The following is a 17,906-nucleotide window of genomic DNA, read 5'->3' as shown; positions in this document are numbered from 1 at the left end:
GGCGGAGAGACCGTCACCCCACCCCGCCTCACATTTCGCTGCGCTCAATGTGAGCCGACCCTCCCCCTCCAGGGGAGGGTCAGAGTTCGAGCTCATTTCGTCGCCCTACAGCAGCGAGACCAATCCGCCGCCGTGACGTTCGAGCTTGCCGGCGAGTTCGAGCTCCAGCAGCACGGTGCGCACGATCGCGGGCGAGGCGCCGGACATCCGGACGAGGTCGTCGATCGAGATAGGCGCAGGGCCGAGCAGGGCGGTGATCTGGTCGCGGTCATGGCTTTGCGGATCGCTTTCGAACGGCTCGCTGTCGGGCTCGCCCGCGGGGTGCATCAGCGGCCGCTCCATGATCGGCTGAACCGCGTTGACGATGTCGGCGGCTTCGGTGACGAGCGTTGCGCCCTGCTTGATCAGGTCGTTGGTGCCGGCGGCGCGCGGATCGAGCGGCGAGCCCGGGACGGCGAACACCTCGCGGCCCTGTTCGGCCGCCATGCGCGCGGTGATCAGCGAGCCCGAGCGGTGCGCCGCCTCGACCACGACGACGCCGAGCGAAGCGCCCGAGATCAGGCGGTTGCGACGGGGAAAGTCGCGGGCGCGGGGCTCGTGGCCCAGCGGCATCTCGGAAATCGCAGCGCCAGCGTGATCCAGGATCGCGGCGAGCAGGTCGCCATGCTCGGGCGGATAGATGCAGTCGTGGCCGCCGGCGAGCACGGCGATCGTGCCGCTCTCGATGCTGGTGCGATGCGCGGCCTGGTCGACGCCGCGGGCGAGGCCCGAGATGACCACGAAGCCGGCTTCGCCGAGCTCGCGCGCGAGCTGGCCGGCGAATTTCAGGCCGGCGCCGGAGGCGTTGCGCGAGCCGACGATCGCGATCATCGGCCGCATCAGGGTCTTGGTGTCGCCGCGCACGGCGAGCAGCGGCGGCGCATCGTCGATCATCGCCAGCCGCGCCGGATAGCCGTCCTCGCCGGGCGCGCGCCAGGCGATGCCGAACTTGCGGCCCGCGGCGAGCTCGGCCTTCGCTTCGTCCGCACTGCAGATACGCCCCGATCGCGCCGCGCCGCCGCGGCGGGCGAGATCAGGCAGCCGCTCCAGCGCGGCGCGCGGGCTGCCGAAATGATCGACCAGCGAACGAAAGGTGCGCGGCCCGACATTGTCGGAACGGATCAGCCGCAAGCGGTCGATCCGCTCAGCCTCGGTCAGCTCCACGCTTCTGTTGATGGCGTCCACGGCGTCTCCTTGCAGGGACAACATGGAACAACCAGAGGGCGTCGCGCAACAGGGACGTGCGCTTGCACGACCTCGCTGCGATGCTAAAAGCGATGCCAATAAGAAGGATGTTGCCATGATCTCACTCGCCGACCTCCAGCGCCGCATTGAAGCGGGTAAGCTTTCGCCCGATGACGCCATCTCCCAGTCGCATGCGGCGATCGAGGCCAAGGAGAAGGACGTCCAGGCTTTCGTCCGGCACGACAAATCCGCGAGGGGGCAAGCCTCGGGCCCGCTGCGCGGCGTTGCCGTCGGCATCAAGGACATCATCGACACCGCCAACATGCCGACCGAGATGGGCTCGGAGATCTATAGCGGTTGGCAGCCGCGCAGCGATGCGCCTGTGGTGATGATGCTGAAGCGGGCCGGGGCCACCATCATCGGCAAGACCACCACGACCGCGTTTGCCTCGCGCGATCCGACGCCGACGCGCAATCCGCACAATACGGCTCATTCGCCCGGCGGCTCGTCCTCGGGCTCGGCGGCAGCCGTCGGCGCCGGCATGATCCCGCTGGCGCTGGGCACCCAGACCGGCGGCTCGGTGATCCGGCCCGCGGCCTATTGCGGGACGGCCGCGATCAAGCCGTCGTTCCGGATGCTGCCGACGGTCGGCGTGAAGTGCTATTCGTGGGCGCTCGACACGGTCGGCCTGTTCGGCGCCCGGGCGGAGGATCTTGCGCGCGGTCTCTTGGCGATGACGGGGCGCACGGAATTCTCCGGCATCAGCCCGGCGAAGTCGCCGCGCATCGGCGTGGTCAGGCAGGAGTTCGCGGGCGCCGTGGAGCCGGCGGCCGAAGAGGGGCTGCAGGCTGCGATCAAGGCGGCGGAGCGCGCCGGTGCCAGCGTGCAAACCATCGATCTGCCCGAGGCGGTGCAGGAGGCCTGGCGCATCCATCCGATCATCCAGGATTATGAGGCGCATCGCGCGCTCGCCTGGGAGTTTTTGGAACGTCACGACGAGATCGCGCCGATGCTGCGCGCCAGTCTCGATGCGACGGTCGGGCTGACGCCGAAAGACTATGACGAGGCGCGCCGCATCAGCCGTCGCGGCCGCCGCGAGCTCAGTGAATTGTTCGAAGGCTTCGACGTGCTGCTGACCTATTCCGCGCCCGGCACCGCGCCGGCCAAGGAGCTCGCGACCACCGGCGACCCCCGCTACAACCGGCTGTGGACGCTGATGGGCAATCCGTGCGTCAACGTGCCGGTGCTCAAGGTCGGCGGCCTGCCTGTTGGCGTGCAGGTGATCGCACGCTTCGGCAACGATCCGCTCGCGCTCGCGACGGCCTGGTTCCTGGAGGACGCGCTGGCGAAATCAGGCTAGCGCAGGTTCGGAAGGAGCGAGGGCCCGAGCGGACGCTGAGGGCGCTGCCCCGGCTCCCACACCCGCACCTTGCCCGAGCCAGCGCTCGGCGGCTTCGCGACCGCTCCGGTGTAGCAGGCGAATGAAGCCGCGGCCGAGATCGGTGGATGAGCGCTGCGCCAGGCTGTCGACGGTATCTTCGGCCGAAATCCTGGTGAGCCGCAGCGGAGAGGCCATGTGCGACTGCGCCCATTCGATCGCGGCGATCTCGGCATTGAGCGCGGCGTTGGCCGCGATCTGATCGAGCCGGCGATCGATCGCGGCGAGCGTGATCGGCACGTAGCTGTCGCGCGTCGGCGTGACCTGGACCAGCAGCAGATCCGTTGCCGCCGTGTCCTGCACCAGGCGCAGCAGCGGCGGATTGCCGCCGAAGCCGCCGTCCCAATAGGCCTCGCCATCGATCTCGACGGCGCAATGAACGAGGGGTGGGCAGGTCGAGGCCAGCGCGACGTCGGCGGTGATGGCCTCGTTGCCGAAAATCTGCTGCTGCCCGTCGCGGATCCGCGTCGCCGCGATCAGCAGCTTCGGGCAGCGCGCATGGCGCAGGACGGAAAAATTGATGTCGCGGGAGACCGCCTGCCGCAGCGGATCGAGGTCGAACGGATCGAACTGGCCGGAGCGCAGGGTCGGGCCGAACGCGACCGAGCTTCCCGCCGGCGAAAAGCCGCCGATCAGCATCAGTGAGCGGAACGAGGCCTCGTGCATCAGCCGGACCCAGAACCGGTTCAGCCGGGAGCGTGCGCCTTCACGGCCGCCTTCGGCCAGGCCGCAAGCGAGGAGCAGCGCATTGATGGCGCCGGCGCTGGCGCCGCTGACGGTGTCGATCTCGATGGAGGTCTCTTCGAGCAGGCGCTCCAGCACGCCCCAGGTGAAGGCCGCAAAGGTGCCGCCGCCCTGCAGCGCCAGCGAAAGCTTTCGCGGCGGCCATTGCTCGGAACGCGCCCGCGCGGGCGCGACCGGTGCAGCCTTGGCGACGGCGACATCGAGCGGAGCGTCAGGCTTGACTGCAGGCTCCGGCTGCGGCGCTGGCCGTGCAGCGGGCGCGGGCAACGGCGCGTCGGACCAGATATTGGTCGCCGAGAGCAGCCGGCTTGCTGCAGTGCCGGAAGCACCGAGCGAGCCGATCCCGTCATTCACGCCGACAATCTTCTCGCTCATTCTGAGCAACCGCCTAACGCCGTTTCCCGTATCAGGATGACAGGCATGGAACCAGTTCGCTACAGCCTGCCGTGACTCGCAGGAGAATTGCGAACAGGATTTGGCATATAATGCGGAAGGGGTGCGGCGGTATCCGTACTTTTTCCGACCTCAAATTCTTGTTTGAGGCGTTGTCGCGACGCGAACCGGAATCCAATTCGCTCGAAAACGCTCTAAAGCGCGATGCGATTAGGAATCGTCATCACGCTTTAGGTTATTGTTTGAGCATGATCTTTTCGGAAAACCGCTACGCACTTTTCCGGATCATGCTCTAGGCCTTCTCGCCGATCCGGCTTTCCTTGCCGGCTTGCAGGCGCTTGATGTTCTCGCGATGCGCGTAGAACAACAGCAGGGTCAGCACGGCGGCGAGTGCCGACAATGCGAGATGACCGAACCACCACAGGAACATCGGCGTGATGAATGCCGCCACCAGCGCCGAGAGCGAGGAATAGCGGGTGGTGAAGGCGGTCGCCAGCCAGAGCAGGCAGAACACGACGGCGCCCGGCCAGAACAACCCCAGCAGGATGCCGATATAGACCGCGACGCCCTTGCCGCCTTTGAACTTCAGCCAGACCGGGAAGAGGTGGCCGAGGAAAGCGCCGAGCCCGGCTACCATTGCAGCATAGGGGCCTGCGATGGAGCCGGCGATCATCACCGCCGCGGTGCCCTTGAGTGCGTCGAACAGCAGGGTGCCCGCGGCAAGGCTCTTGCGTCCGGTGCGCAGCACGTTGGTGGCGCCGATGCTGCCGGAGCCGATGGAACGGATATCCTGGGTGCCCGCGAGCCTGGTCAGGATCAGCCCGAACGGAATCGAGCCGAGGAGATAGCCGATGACGAAGGCCACCGGCAGAAACGGTTCAAGCGCCATGGCGGCATCTCCAAAGGCCCATTCTGCACGTCGAACGAAGCCGCACGTCAGACATGCTCATATACCGTTCGTCCGCCGACAATGGTGCGCACCACCCGGCCTGTAAAGCGGGCCTCGTCGAACGGGGTGTTCTTGCAGGGCGACTTGAGGTCGGCGGGATCGACCACCCAGGGCACGTCGGGGTCGATCACGATGACATCCGCGGGGCTGCCGGCGCGCAGGGTTCCGCCCGATAGGCCGAGCAGCTCGGCCGGGCGGGTCGACATCGCGCGGATCAGCGTCTTCAGCTCGATCTCGCCATTGTGCACCAGCCGCAGGCCGGCCGGCAGCATGGTCTCGAGCCCGACGGCGCCGGGCGCGGCTTCCGCGAACGGCAGGCGCTTGCCCTCGACGTCCTGCGGATTGTGGTCGGACATGATGACATCGAGCAGGCCGGAGCCGATCGCCGCCACCAGGGCGCGGCGGTCGTCCTCGGTGCGCAGCGGCGGCGACAGCTTCAGGAACGAACGGTAAGGACCGATGTCGTTCTCGTTCAGCGCCAGATGATTGATCGAGACCGAGGCGCTGACGGCGAGCCCGGCATCGCGGGCGCGCTGGAGGATGTCGAGGGAATCGATGCAGGTCAGCGACGCCGCGTGGTAGCGGCCGCCGGTGAGGGCGACGAGGCGCAGATCGCGCTCCAGCATCACGGCTTCGGCGGCATTCGGGATGCCCACCAGGCCGAGCCGCGAGGCGAACTCGCCCTCGTTCATCACGCCTTCGCCGACGAGATCGGGATCTTCGGTGTAATGCACGATCAGCGCGTCGAAATCGCGCGCATAGGTCAGCGCGCGGCGCATCACCTGCGCATTGGTCACGCTTTTGGCGCCATCGCTGAAGGCGACGGCGCCAGCGGCCTTGAGCAGGCCGAACTCGGTCATCTCCTGGCCGTGCATGCCCTTGGTGAGGGCGGCCATCGGCTGGATGTTGACGATCGCGGTGTCGCGGGCGCGGCGCATCACGAAATCGACCGTCGCCGAATTGTCGATCACCGGCGAGGTGTCGGGCTGGCAGATGATGGTGGTGATGCCGCCGGTCGCGGCCGCCTGGCTCGCGGTGGCAAAGGTCTCGCGATGGCTGAAGCCGGGCTCGCCGACGAAGGCGCGCATGTCGATCAGGCCGGGTGCGACGATCTTGCCGGCGCAATTGACGATGTCGGTGCCCTCGGGGACGCCGGCCGCGCCGATGCCGCGGCGGGTCTCGCGGATGCTGCCGTCGGCGATCAGGACGTCGCCGATCCCGTCGAAATCCCTGGAGGGATCGACGACGCGGGCGTTGGCCAGCAGGATGGGGCGGCGATCGGTCAGCATCGGCATCACGCGTTCGGCAGGTTACGGGCGAGCGCTTCCAGCACCGCCATGCGCACGGCGACGCCCATCTCCACCTGCTCGCGGATCAGGGATTGCGCACCGTCGGCGACCGCGGTGTCGATTTCGACGCCGCGGTTCATGGGGCCGGGATGCATCACGAGCGCGTCCGGCTTGGCGTAAGCCAGCTTCTTCTGGTCGAGCCCGAAATAATGGAAGTATTCGCTCGACGACGGCACGAAGGAGCCGTTCATGCGCTCGCGCTGCAGCCGCAGCATCATGACGATGTCGGCGCCGTTGAGACCCTCGCGCATGTCGCGCGCGACCTCGACGCCCATCCGCTCGATGCCCGGCGGCAGCAGCGTGGAGGGCCCGACGACGCGGACGCGGGCGCCCATGGTGTTGAGCAGGATGATGTTGGAGCGGGCGACTCGCGAATGCAGCACGTCGCCGCAGATCGCGACCACGAGCCCCTCGATCCGACCCTTGTTCCGGCGGATGGTGAGTGCGTCGAGCAGTGCCTGGGTCGGATGCTCGTGCGCGCCGTCGCCGGCATTGATCACGGAACCGTCGACCTTGCGGGCCAGCAGTTCCACCGCGCCGGAGGCGTGATGGCGCATCACCAGGATGTCCGGGTGCATCGCATTGAGCGTCATCGCGGTGTCGATCAGTGTCTCGCCCTTCTTGATCGACGAGGACGCCACCGACATGTTCATGACGTCGGCGCCCAGCCGCTTGCCCGCGAGCTCGAACGAGGATTGGGTCCGGGTGGAGGCCTCGAAGAACAGGTTCACCTGCGTCCGTCCGCGCAGGACGGTGCGCTTCTTGTCAACCTGGCGGTTGAGCTCGACATATTCTTCGGACAGGTCGAGGAGGCCGCTGATGTCGGCCGCGGAAAGGCCCTCGATGCCCAGCAAATGCCGGTGGCCGAGGACGAAGGTCGATTTCGATGTCATTAAAAGCAGAGCTATAGGGGCGGACGGCGGGGGGAGCAAGCTTCAAATCCCGTCGCCGGACTTATCCACGGCGCTTTGCGGCGGAGGCGGGCGCCGCCGGCCTGTGTTCGAGGCAGCCGCTTTGCGCTAGACTCGCAACATTCGTTGCGTCACGGGCTGGATCATGACGGGCACGCGGTATTTTAATCGACTGGCGCGCAATGTTGCTGCGCTCGCGACCGCGTGCATGGCTGGCCTTGCAACACCGGCTTGGGCCGAAAAACGCGTCGCACTCGTGATCGGCAACGATCTCTATCCGAACCTGCCGGCCGACCGGCAATTGAAGAAGGCCGCCAATGACGCAACGACCGTGGCCGACGCGCTGAGGTCGCTCGGGTTCGACATCGTGCTCGGGACCAATCTCGGTCGCCAGGGCATGATCGACCGGCTCGCTGATTTCACCTCGCGGCTCGAGCCGGGCGATACCGCCGCCGTGTTCTATGCCGGACACGGCGTTGCGATCTCAGGCGTGAACTACCTCGTGCCGAGCGACGTTCCCACCGTGAACGAGGGCGCCGAGGCGCGGGTGCGCGGGGCCTCGATCGCCGAGCCCGACGTGATTGCGGAGCTTCAGGCCAAGGCAGTGCGGGTCGCCTTCGTTGTCATCGATGCCTGCCGTGACAATCCGTTTCCGCGCGCCGCGGGACGTTCGATCGGGAACACGCGGGGGCTTGCTGACGCGCGGCCCGCGCGCGGGATCTTCTCGCTCTATTCCGCAGGCATCGGCCAGACCGCGCTCGACCAGCTCGGCAGCAACGATACGGCGCACAATTCGGTGTTCACGCGGATATTCGTCGAGCAGCTTAAGCGGCCCGAGCTGCATCTCGGCGACCTAGCGGTCGAGGTGCGCGAGCGCGTGGCGGCGCTGGCGCTGACGGCGACGGATGCCGGAGGACAAGCAGCACCGCACGAGCAGACGCCCGCCTATTACGACCAGACGCTCGGCGGGCGTATCTTTCTCTGGAATGCGGAATCGTCGAACGGGGCGCCGAAAGTGGCGGGCATGCTGGTGAAGCCGCCGGCAAGGCCTGCTGTCGCGGAGCGCGCCACCATGCGTCCGCCGCGTCCCTCCGCGGCAGGCGAAAGCTGCGCCCGCAGCGGCTTCGAGACCTATTGCGTCAGCTCAATGCTGAAGCCGCAATTCGGCAATTCGTACGGCGCAGCGAATTTGTTCGACGCCTCGACGGGGACGGCCTGGGTCGAGGGCGCATCCGGCAACGGCATCGGCGAGTGGATCACCATCGAGTTCGAAACCGTGCGGCGGGTCAAGTCGATCCACGTGCAGAACGGCTACCAGAAAAGTCCCGACATCTTCGCCAAGAACAACAGGGTCCGCCAGATCCGCGTGCTGTTCTCGGGCGGCCAGTCGCAGACCTTCATTCTCGACGACAAGCTGTCGGCGCAATTGCTGACATTGCGGCCGCCGGTGTCGGCCCATTGGATGCAGTTCGTCATCGACGATGTCTGGGCCGGCAACAAATATACGGACACCGCGATCACGAAGCTTCTGGTCAACTCGGATCCGATGCAATGACCGCGAGGACCGGAACCGCGGCGCGCGCCGCGCTTGTCGTGCTGCTTGCGCTGTCGTTCCTCGCCCCCGTGCGGGCGCAGACCTTGCCCGGCGACTTCGTCTATCTGCGCGACATCGATCCCAGCATCATCCAGGACATCCGTTACGCCACGTCGAACAATTTCGTCGGCCGTCCGCTCGCCGGCTACGATGCCGGCGAGTGCGTGGTGAAGCGCGAGGTGGGGCTACGGCTGAAAGCGGTGCAGCAGGAGCTGGCAGCGCAAAATCTCTCGCTCAAGATGTTCGACTGCTACCGGCCGGCGCGGGCCTCGCTCGACATGGTCAGGTGGTCGCAGAACGGCCGCGAGACGGCGTCGGAGCGGCGCTACAATCCGAAGATCCCCAAGACCGAGCTGTTCCGCCTCGGCTACATTGCGAGCCGCTCGCAGCATTCGACCGGTGCGGCACTCGATCTCACGCTGGTCGATCTCAGGGCGGACAATTCTGCCAAATATGATCCAGCCAAGACCTATGCGGATTGCACGGCGCCGGTCGAGGCGCGGGCGCCCGAGGGCAGCGTCGACATGGGCACAGGCTACGACTGTACCGACCCGAAGGGGCACACTGCGGCACCATCGATCACTCCGGAGCAGCGCGCCTGGCGCAAGCGGCTGGTGGCTGTGATGGCCAGGCAAGGCTTTGTGAACTATTCGAAGGAGTGGTGGCATTTTTCGCTGCCGGGGGCAGGCGGGGCGGCCTATGATTTCCCGATCCAGCCGCGACGGAACTGATTCCGCGCCGAGGACGCAAAATGACCCAGCCCACATTTGCGACCCACGAGGTCTTCAACCAGTCGCCGCCGTTCGAGGACGTCGATCTTTTCGCCGTGGACCGGCCGCTGGTCGAGGCGGTCAGGGCCAATGGCGGCGCAGCGGCCGAGCGGGAACTGTCGGAGTTCGGCCGGCATTGGGGCTCGGCGGCAATGGCCGATCGCGGGCGCCTTGCGAACGAGAACACGCCGAAGCTGCGCAGCTTCGATGCCAAGGGCAATCGCCGCGACCAGGTCGAGTTTCATCCCGCCTATCACGAGCTGATGGCGCACAGTGCGCATGCCGGCGTGCACAATTCTACCTGGACCGCGGATGGCAAGCCGGCCGGCGATGGCGCTGAGGTCATTCGCGCTGCAAAGTTCTACATGGCTGCGCAAGTCGAGACCGGCCATCTCTGCCCGATCACGATGACGCGCGCCTCCGTCGGTGCCCTGGCGCTGCAGCCCGACTTGCTCGCGCGGGTGATGCCGGTGCTGTCGACCAAGAGCTACGATCCGAGCTTTGCGCCGTGGTGGCAGAAACGCGGCATGACGCTCGGCATGGGCATGACCGAGAAGCAGGGCGGCACCGACGTGCGCGCCAACATGACGCGTGCGGTGCGCGACGGGGACGGCTATCGCATCACCGGCCACAAATGGTTCATGTCGGCGCCGATGTGCGATGCGTTCCTGGTGCTGGCACAGGCCGACGGCGGGCTGACCTGTTTCTTCATGCCGCGCTTCGCGCCGGATGGATCGGTCAACGCCGTCCAGTTCCAGCGGCTGAAGGACAAGCTCGGCAACCGCTCCAATGCCTCGTCCGAGGTCGAATTCACAGGCGCCTATGCCGAAAGGGTCGGCGAGGAAGGCAAGGGCATCCGCACCATCATCCAGATGGTGCAGCTGACGCGGCAGGATTGCGCGATCGCCTCCGTCGGCCTGATGCGCTCGGGGCTTGCGCATGCACTGCACCACGCCCGGCATCGCAGCGTGTTCCAGAAGCATCTGGCCGATCAGCCCCTGATGCAGGCCGTGCTGTCGGATATGGCGCTGCATGTGGAGGCGAGCACGGCGCTGGTGATGCGGCTCTGCCGTGCCTTCGACCGCACGCCGCACGATGCGGCGGAGGCGACTTATATGCGACTGCTCACGCCCGCGATCAAATACTGGACCTGCAAGAGCGCGCCGCCGTTCCTGTTTGAGGCGATGGAGTGCCTCGGCGGCAACGGTTATGTCGAGGACGGCATTCTGGCGCGCCACTATCGGGAGTCGCCGGTCAACGCGATCTGGGAGGGCTCGGGCAACGTGATGTGCCTCGACGTGCTCCGCGCGCTCTCGCGCGAGGGCGAGGCGGCGACGGCGGTGCTGCAAACGCTGGCGGCCGAGACCAAGGGGCTGCCGGGGGCGGGCGAGGCGGCCAGCTTCATCGGCAAGACGTTTCGGCGCGCCGACGGCGAGCGCGTCGCGCGGCTTGCGGTCGAGAAGCTGGCATTGCTGGCCGCGACGGCCGCGCTCAATGGCGTGTCGCCGCGCCAGGCCGAATTGTTTGCCGCGACCCGCCTCGCGACGAACCATGCCAGCATGTACGGCGCGGTCGAGCTCGACAGCGCCGCCGTGCGCGCGCTGCTGGAGCGGGCGCTGCCGTGAGCCTCCAAAACGAAAGCCTCCCGATGCACTCCCTCAATCCCGATCATCCGCCGTTGACCGCGACGCCAGCGACACCGCGTGTCTGGAAGTTTTGGGGCACGGCGCTGTGGGGCCTCTTCATCTTCGTTGCGATGTTCGTCGGGCAGATCGGCGCCGTCCTTCTGCTGGCGGCGCAGCGTGGTCTACCCATGGACCTCGCTTCGCTGCAGGTCGTCGGCCGCGAGCCCCAGACGCTTGCGCTCTCGGTCATCATGGGCTTGCCGGCGACACTGGCCGCCGTCTGGCTCGCCATTCGCATCAAGAAAGCTTCGTTCATCGATTATCTCGCGCTGCATTGGCCGTCCTGGAAGCAGCTGCTGTTCGGCGCCGTCGGCCTCATCCTGATCGTGCTGCTCTGGGAGACGATGTCGCGCGCCCTCGGCCGCGAGGCGACGCCGGGCTTCATGACCGATCTGTTGAAAACGGGCCGCGACAAGGGCGCCGCGCTGCTGCTGCTGGCCGCATTCGCGGTGGCGGCGCCGATGTCGGAAGAGGTTCTGGCGCGAGGCTTCCTCTATCGTGGCTGGTCGGCGAGCTTCCTGCGCGCACCCGGCGCGATCCTGATGTCGTCGCTGGTGTGGACAATCGTCCATCTGCAGTACGACATGTACTTCCTCGCCGAAGTTTTTGCCATCGGCCTGTGGTTCGGCTACATGCGCTACCGCTCCGGCTCGCTGTGGCTCACGATCGTGCTGCATGCGCTGAACAATCTCACCGCGGTGGTGCTGACGATGTGGCTGGGGAGCTAGGCCGCAACTTCGTCATTGCGAGCGCAGCGAAGCAATCCATAATCTCTCCGCCGCGGCAGTCTGGATTGCTTCGTCGCAAGAGCTCCTCGCATGACGAGGTGAGAGAGGTGCGCTCGAATTGACGAGTGCTAGGCCGCCAACCCGATCGCGATCGGCATCGTAATGGCTGCAAAGATCGTCTGCAGCGTGATGATCTGCGCGAGCAGGGGGGCGTCGCCGCCCATCTGGCGGGCGAGGACATAGGCGCTGGACGATGTCGGCACAGCCGAGCAGATCGCCACGATCGCCAGGCTGTTGCCGGAAAGCCCGAACCAGAGACCGAGACCCATCGCGAGCGCGGGCATCAGCAAGAGCTTGAAAACAACACCGACGGCTGCGCCGAGGCTTGGACGGAAGAGCCCTTCGAGATGCAGTCCCGCGCCTGTGACGAGCAGGCCGATGGCGAGGGAGGAACTGCCGAGCGCGTCTGCAACCTCGTGCCAGAGCCTTGGCAGCGGCAGATGGGTGACATTGACAGTAAGGCCGATGACGCAGGCCCAGATCAAGGGATTGCGCACCAATGTCATGAAGATGGCGCGGCCGGATTGCTTTTCCGGCGATGCGTAACGAGCGAGCACCGACACGCTGAACACGTTGACGAGCGGGATGATGGCCACCATCGCAACGGAGGCGAGCGCCAGCCCGACATCGCCAAACAGATTGGCGGCGATCGACAGCGCAACGAAGGTCTGCCAGCGCGTCGCCCCCTGGAAGATCGAGGTGAAGGCGGGGCCGTCGATGCCGAGCCGCGACAGGGCGGGGCGCAGCGCGAGGCACAACAGCGACATCGCCAGTGCCGACAGCAGCAGCGCGCCGCCGACGCCGGCGACCGGCACCTTGGAGAGGTCGGCTTTTACCAGGGTCTGGATCAGCAGCATCGGAAACAACACGAAATAGGTCAGCTGCTCCAACCCGTGCCATTGCGTGTCGAGCCGCATCAGGCTGCGCTTCAGCACGATGCCGAGCACGATCAGGATGAAGACCGGCAGTAGCGCCGCGATGACGACGGCCATGGATCAGTCCGGTCCCGGGCTCGTGCGTAGATTGGCAAGGCGATCGAGTGCGCCTTGCAGGATGAAGATCGCGGCGTGCTCGTCGATCACCTCGGCCCGCTTGGCGCGGCTGACGTCCATGCCGATCAGCTCGCGCTCGACCGCCGCGGTCGAAAGACGTTCGTCCCAGAGACCGATGGGCAGCGCGGTCAATCCGGCCAGATTGCGCGCGAAGGCGCGGGTCGATTGCGCGCGCGGCCCTTCGCTGCCGTCCATGTTGATGGGCAGGCCCAGCACGAAGCCGACCACCTTGCGCTCGGTGGCGATGGCCAGCAGCCTGGCGGCATCCTGCTTGAACTGCTTGCGCTGGATCGTCTCGACTCCGGTCGCCAGCCGCCGGTCCGGGTCGGACACCGCAACGCCGATGGTCTTCGTGCCCAAATCGAGGCCGACCAGCGCGCCGCGCGCGGGCCAGTGGGTTGCAGCATCGATGAGAGGCAGGATAGGAGCCGGCATGGCTTTAGCGCATATCATGCGTCGCGCTGCGGGGTGAACTGATAACCATGGATGCACTGACACTATTCGGCCTGTTTGCCGTGACGGCGATGCTGGTCTGCTATGCCCTGGAGGATCGCAGCCACTGGTTCGTGCTGCTGTTCGCGGCGTCCTGCGCGCTGGGGTCGGCCTATGGCTTCCTGCAAGGCGCCTGGCCGTTCGGCCTGGTCGAGGCGATCTGGGCCATCGTCGCATTGCGGCGGTGGCAGGTGAGGCCGCGGTGACGGAGGGGTGGGCGAGGGGCCTGCCGCGCGGCAAGCGGCTCCTCGCCCGGTTTTCAGCTCAGCGGATCGCGATCGGGTTGATCATGGCCTGAACGGCGCCGGTCCAGCGCGGCTGGCCCAGCACGAACAGGAATTCATAGCCCTTGTCGCGCGCGAGCGCGGCGGTATCCATGTTCTCGAGGATGTAGGTCCCGTTCATCGCGAGCAGGATCTGATGCACCTCGAACACGGTCTTGCCTTCGAACGGCAACACCTCGAGCCCCCAGGTGTCGGCGCCGACCGCGACGACGCCCTTGCCGGCGAGGTACTTCGCGCCTTCGACGCCGAGGCCGGGCTCGCCGGCCGAGTAGCGTTTGTCGTCCTTGCCGATCAGGCTGAGCCAGCCGGTATGGAAGATGACGACATCGCCCTGGCGGATCTCGACGTTCTGCTGCTTGGCGGCTTCCTCGATCTCCTTGACGTTGAAGGCGGTGCCTTCCTTCACCACGTCGGTCTTGAAATAGGCGGCCATGTCGAGCAGCACGCCGCGGGCGACCATCGGCGGCACCTTCTCGATGCCGAGCTTCTTCAAGCCATTGGGATCGGCGAAATCGGCCAGCTTGTTGCCGTTGTAGTAGACGTGCTCGACGCCGAGATGGCCGAGCCCGTCGAGCTGACTGCCGATGCCGACCCAGCTGTCGAGGATGTCATCGTTGTAAGTGGCCTTGTTCGGACCGAGACCCGGGGTGCCGGCCTGTCCGGGCTGCACGATGGTGAGCTTGAAGGTGCGCGGCGGGTAGGCGGGCGTCTGCGGCGTGACGGGGATGCCGAGGGCGTAGGTCTTGCCGGTCTTCACCAGCGATGCCGCCTTCACAACGAGCTCGGGCGTCATGTAGTTGGCGGCGCCGATCTCGTCGTTCGGCCCCCATTTCGATTTGGTCCAGTCCTGTGCGCTTGCAGTTCCTGAAATCGCCGACAACGCAGCGACGCAGCACAACACGAGCGTATTGCGCATCAATAGTCCTCCCGATGTTTTCTGCCGGTGTTTGGCTTCGTTTATGGTTTCGCGCTGGCCAGTCACTCATCCTAACGTAGAAGAAGCGCGGGCTTCAAAGCTTTTCGAAGTGCTGCGCTGCGATGGCAGCACGCAGCGCGGATCGATTCAAACGCGATGGATTTGTGACGAATTTCGTGGCGTGGAACGTTGGCGCTCCGTCATGCCGCGATGACGTCCTCGTCCTTCTTCAGGCAATCGGCAAAACCGCTCAGCGCGCTGTATTGATGTCCGGCGCGGCGCTGGATGAAGAGTGTCTCGACACGTGCATGTGACGGGCTCAGCGTGTGGACGGCGACGGCGCCGTTCATCGCGCTGCGTTCCACGACGGCGCGCGGCAGCAGCGTCACGCCCATGTCGGCGGCGACGCAGCCGATCATGCCGTCGAGCGTGCCGAGCTCGAAGCGCGCCGCCGATGGCCAGCCGAATTCGACGAAGATCTGTTCGAGCCGCTGGCGATAGGTGCAGCCGGTGCGGAACACCAGCGCGGTCGGACCCGACTCCGGCGTGCCGGCGCGCAGCTCGGCGAGCGAGGCCCAGCGGCGCGCGCTGACCAGCACCAGCTCTTCGCGGAACGCGCTCGTCGCGGTGAGGTCGTCATGCGTGATGGGTCCAGCGACGAAGGCGCCGTCGAGCGTGCCGTCGAGCACGAGGGCGACGAGGTCGGCGGTCGGCGCGGTGCGCAACGAAAGGCGCACGGCCGGGAAGCGGCGGTGGAAATCGGCGAGCAGCGGCGGCAATCGCACGGCTGCCGTGGTCTCCATCGATCCGATCGCGAGCGGTCCTTTCGGCTCGCCATCGTCGCGCGCGGCGAGCAAGGCTTCGCGCGACAGCGCTGCCATCTTTTGCGCATAGGGGAGGAGGCGCTTGCCGGCGCCGGTCAGCGTCATGCCGCGCGAGTGCCGCTCGAACAGCGGCGTGCCGATCTCCGCCTCCAGCGCCTTCACGCGCTGGGTGACGTTCGACTGCACGGTGTTGAGCTCTTCGGCGGCGCGGGTGATGCCGCCGGTGCGGGCGACGGCGGCGAAGGTCTTGATATCGCTGAGTTCCATGGTGTCGTTTCGCTTTTGAGATGGCAGCGTTCGCAACAATTCAATTTTCGAGAATGCTAGTCGCGCCTAGTCTCGCTGTCCAGATCGGGGAGGAGCCGTATGCCGATGACGACGTCGCTGACCACGCTGCTGGGGATCGAGCATCCGATCCTGCTGGCGCCGATGGATGTCATTGCCGGCAGCCGCCTGGTCGCGGCGGTGAGCCGCGCCGGCGGGTTCGGCATTCTTGGCGGCGGCTATGGCGAACGGATCTGGCTGGAGCAGGAGACGGCGAAGCTCGCCGACCTCAGTGCACCGTTCGGGATCGGCTTCATCACCTGGAGCCTCGCGAAGCGGCCCGAGCTTCTCGATGTCGCGCTCGCTGCAAAACCAGTTGCGATCATGTTGTCGTTCGGCGATCCGGCGCCGTTCGCGCCCAAGATCAAGTCCGCCGGCGCGCGCCTGATTTGCCAGGTGCAGGACGAAGCGATGGCGCGGCAGGCGCTCGATGCCGGTGCTGACATCCTGATTGCGCAAGGCACGGAGGCGGGCGGTCATGGCGCTTCGCGCACCACTGTCGATCTCGTGCCCGCCATCGTCGATCTCGTCGCGGGGCACGTTCCAGTGGTGGCGGCTGGCGGCATCGCGGATGGGCGCGGCCTAGCGGCCATGATGATGATGGGCGCGAGCGGCGTGCTGCTCGGCACGCGCTTCTATGCCAGCCAGGAGGCCGACGGTGCGGAGGAGGCCAAGCGCCGCATCTGCGCGGCGAACTCCGGTTCGACCGTGCGCGGCATCCTCTTCGATCTCTCCCGCAACAATGTCTGGCCGGCGCCGTTTACCGGGCGGTGCCTGGTCAACGATCATGCCAAGCGCTGGATCGGCCGCGAGGTCGAGCTGATGCAGAATGTTGCCGCAGTCGCTTCCGAGTATGCGGCAGCAAGGGCGGCGGGCAATTTCGATGTCGCGGCCGTGATCGCCGGCGAGGCGGTTGGGTTGATTCATGATATCCCACCGGCGGCGGAGATCGTCGAGCGGATTGCGGCGGAGGCGGAGCAGTTGATCGCCGGGCGGAGAAACTCGGCGGTGGCAGCGGCGTAGACTTCCTACCCTCCAGGGGAGGGTAAGAAAGAGAAAGAACGAGAGAACAACCATGTGGCCTGACCGTCGACTGATCGATCTTTTCAAGACCGAATTCCCGATCGTGCTGGCGCCGATGGCTGGCGTGATGGATGCGGAGCTGGTGATTGCGGCTGCGCAGGGCGGGGCGCTGGGGTCGCTGCCGTGTGCGATGATCTCGCCGGAGAAGGCGCGCGAGCAGGTTGGTCTCATCCGCCAGCGCGTCAAGGCGCCGGTCAACATGAACTTCTTCTGCCACACGCCGGTCGAGTTGACGCGCGAAGCCGAGGCGCGGTGGAAGCAGCGGCTCGCGGGGTACTATTCCGAGCACAGTCTCGATCCCTCCGCGCCGATCGCGGCTGCGAACCGCGCGCCGTTCGATGCAGCGTTCTGCGAAGTGGTCGAGGAGCTGAAGCCGGAGGTCGTCAGCTTCCATTTCGGCCTGCCGGAGCAAGCGCTGCTGCGGCGCGTCAAGGCGGCGGGTTGCCTCGTCATCTCGTCCGCGACGACGGTGAAGGAGGCGGTCTGGCTGGAAGAACACGGCGTCGATGCCGTGATCGCGCAAGGTGCCGAGGCGGGCGGCCATCGCGGCATGTTCCTGACCGACAAGATCGCCGAGCAGCCCGGCACCTTCGCGCTGGTGCCGCAGGTCGTCGATGCCGTGAAGGTGCCGGTGATCGCGGCGGGCGGCATCGCCGACGGACGCGGCATTGCCGCAGCCTTCGCGCTCGGTGCCGCCGGCGTGCAGATCGGCAGCGCCTATCTGCGCTGCCCGGAATCCAAGCTCAGCGCGGGCGGCCGCAAGGCGCTTGCCGAGGCGCGGGACGATTCCACCGTCATCACCAATGTCATGACCGGCCGGCCTGCGCGCGGGGTGCAGAACCGGCTGATGCGCGAGGCCGGTCCGATCTCGCCGGATGCGCCGCCGTTTCCCCACGGCGCGACGGCGCTGGGGCCGCTGAAAGCGGCTGCCGAAAAGCAGGGCAGGGTGGATTTCACCAATCTCTGGGCAGGGCAGGCCGTTGCGCTGGGCCGCGAGCTTCCCGCCGCCGAATTGACCCGGGATCTCGCCAAATCGGCGCTGGGGCGCATGAAGGCCCTCGCCGGATAGGGGGAAGCGCCGGTTGC

General features: G+C 66.6%; 17 protein-coding genes. 8 read left to right on the top strand and 9 right to left on the bottom strand.

The window, feature by feature from the left end:
• Positions 1-105: 105 nt before the first annotated feature.
• Complete coding sequence (gene dprA / locus I6F21_RS34390; protein WP_225140119.1) at positions 106-1,248, bottom strand: DNA-processing protein DprA; 1,143 nt, start codon at positions 1,246-1,248, stop codon at positions 106-108.
• Between the two features lie 91 nt (positions 1,249-1,339).
• Here dprA and I6F21_RS34385 point away from each other — a divergent pair, with 91 nt between their 5' ends.
• Positions 1,340-2,584 (top strand): amidase, encoded by a 1,245-nt coding sequence (locus I6F21_RS34385; RefSeq protein WP_225140118.1) that lies wholly within the window; start codon positions 1,340-1,342, stop codon positions 2,582-2,584.
• Here the strand turns inward: I6F21_RS34385 and I6F21_RS34380 are convergent.
• The 4 genes from I6F21_RS34380 to I6F21_RS34365 form a co-directional block, all read right to left on the bottom strand.
• Entirely contained in the window at positions 2,576-3,781 is a 1,206-nt protein-coding gene (locus I6F21_RS34380; RefSeq protein ID WP_225140117.1) for a patatin-like phospholipase family protein, read from the bottom strand. The genes I6F21_RS34385 and I6F21_RS34380 overlap by 9 nt on opposite strands.
• Positions 3,782-4,091: 310 nt before the next feature.
• On the bottom strand, positions 4,092-4,688 hold the full coding sequence (gene plsY / locus I6F21_RS34375) for a glycerol-3-phosphate 1-O-acyltransferase PlsY (RefSeq protein WP_225140116.1): 597 nt from the start codon (positions 4,686-4,688) through the stop codon (positions 4,092-4,094).
• Between the two features lie 47 nt (positions 4,689-4,735).
• Positions 4,736-6,037, bottom strand: coding sequence for a dihydroorotase (locus I6F21_RS34370; RefSeq protein ID WP_225140157.1), 1,302 nt, complete (start codon positions 6,035-6,037; stop codon positions 4,736-4,738).
• Between the two features lie 5 nt (positions 6,038-6,042).
• Positions 6,043-6,990, bottom strand: coding sequence for an aspartate carbamoyltransferase catalytic subunit (locus tag I6F21_RS34365; protein ID WP_197952821.1), 948 nt, complete (start codon positions 6,988-6,990; stop codon positions 6,043-6,045).
• Between the two features lie 226 nt (positions 6,991-7,216).
• On the opposite strand from I6F21_RS34365, the gene I6F21_RS34360 reads away from it, so the two are divergent.
• From I6F21_RS34360 to I6F21_RS34345, 4 genes are read left to right on the top strand one after another with little or no spacing between them, the layout of a single operon-like run.
• On the top strand, positions 7,217-8,563 hold the full coding sequence (locus tag I6F21_RS34360; protein ID WP_225140115.1) for a caspase family protein: 1,347 nt from the start codon (positions 7,217-7,219) through the stop codon (positions 8,561-8,563).
• The gene (locus I6F21_RS34355; RefSeq protein ID WP_225140114.1) at positions 8,560-9,333 is read left to right on the top strand and encodes a M15 family metallopeptidase; all 774 of its coding nucleotides are present in this window, start codon (positions 8,560-8,562) and stop codon (positions 9,331-9,333) included. The genes I6F21_RS34360 and I6F21_RS34355 overlap by 4 nt, the downstream gene beginning before the upstream one ends.
• Before the next feature lie 20 nt (positions 9,334-9,353).
• Positions 9,354-10,997 carry an acyl-CoA dehydrogenase family protein gene (locus tag I6F21_RS34350; RefSeq protein ID WP_225140113.1) on the top strand — a complete coding sequence of 548 codons (1,644 nt, stop codon included), beginning with the start codon at positions 9,354-9,356 and terminating at the stop codon, positions 10,995-10,997.
• 23 nt (positions 10,998-11,020) lie between these two features.
• Positions 11,021-11,785, top strand: a complete 765-nt coding sequence (locus I6F21_RS34345) for a type II CAAX endopeptidase family protein (protein WP_225140112.1) — start codon at positions 11,021-11,023, stop codon at positions 11,783-11,785.
• Positions 11,786-11,913: 128 nt separating this feature from the next.
• Here the strand turns inward: I6F21_RS34345 and I6F21_RS34340 are convergent, their stop codons facing one another.
• Positions 11,914-12,837, bottom strand: a complete 924-nt coding sequence (locus I6F21_RS34340; RefSeq protein ID WP_225140111.1) for an AEC family transporter — start codon at positions 12,835-12,837, stop codon at positions 11,914-11,916.
• Between the two features lie 3 nt (positions 12,838-12,840).
• Positions 12,841-13,332 carry a Holliday junction resolvase RuvX gene (ruvX, locus tag I6F21_RS34335; protein ID WP_036025537.1) on the bottom strand — a complete coding sequence of 164 codons (492 nt, stop codon included), beginning with the start codon at positions 13,330-13,332 and terminating at the stop codon, positions 12,841-12,843.
• A gap of 47 nt (positions 13,333-13,379) precedes the next feature.
• Here ruvX and I6F21_RS34330 point away from each other — a divergent pair, with 47 nt between their 5' ends.
• On the top strand, positions 13,380-13,595 hold the full coding sequence (locus tag I6F21_RS34330; protein WP_036039246.1) for a hypothetical protein: 216 nt from the start codon (positions 13,380-13,382) through the stop codon (positions 13,593-13,595).
• Between the two features lie 58 nt (positions 13,596-13,653).
• Here I6F21_RS34330 and I6F21_RS34325 read toward each other — a convergent pair whose 3' ends face one another.
• Both I6F21_RS34325 and I6F21_RS34320 read right to left on the bottom strand, forming a co-directional pair.
• Positions 13,654-14,589, bottom strand: coding sequence for a cyclase family protein (locus I6F21_RS34325; protein WP_036025535.1), 936 nt, complete (start codon positions 14,587-14,589; stop codon positions 13,654-13,656).
• Between the two features lie 200 nt (positions 14,590-14,789).
• Positions 14,790-15,680 carry a LysR family transcriptional regulator gene (locus I6F21_RS34320; protein ID WP_036025534.1) on the bottom strand — a complete coding sequence of 297 codons (891 nt, stop codon included), beginning with the start codon at positions 15,678-15,680 and terminating at the stop codon, positions 14,790-14,792.
• A 99-nt stretch (positions 15,681-15,779) separates the two neighbouring features.
• Here I6F21_RS34320 and I6F21_RS34315 point away from each other — a divergent pair, with 99 nt between their 5' ends.
• The gene (locus I6F21_RS34315; protein ID WP_225140110.1) at positions 15,780-16,760 is read left to right on the top strand and encodes a nitronate monooxygenase; all 981 of its coding nucleotides are present in this window, start codon (positions 15,780-15,782) and stop codon (positions 16,758-16,760) included.
• A 52-nt stretch (positions 16,761-16,812) separates the two neighbouring features.
• On the top strand, positions 16,813-17,889 hold the full coding sequence (locus I6F21_RS34310) for a nitronate monooxygenase family protein (protein ID WP_225140109.1): 1,077 nt from the start codon (positions 16,813-16,815) through the stop codon (positions 17,887-17,889).
• Positions 17,890-17,906 lie beyond the last annotated feature (17 nt).

Source organism: Bradyrhizobium sp. NBAIM03, from assembly GCF_020194055.1.
Classification (GTDB): Bacteria; Pseudomonadota; Alphaproteobacteria; order Rhizobiales; family Xanthobacteraceae; genus Bradyrhizobium; species Bradyrhizobium yuanmingense.
Note: the sequence above shows the minus strand (reverse complement) of the source record. Positions and strands in the feature narration are given on the sequence as shown.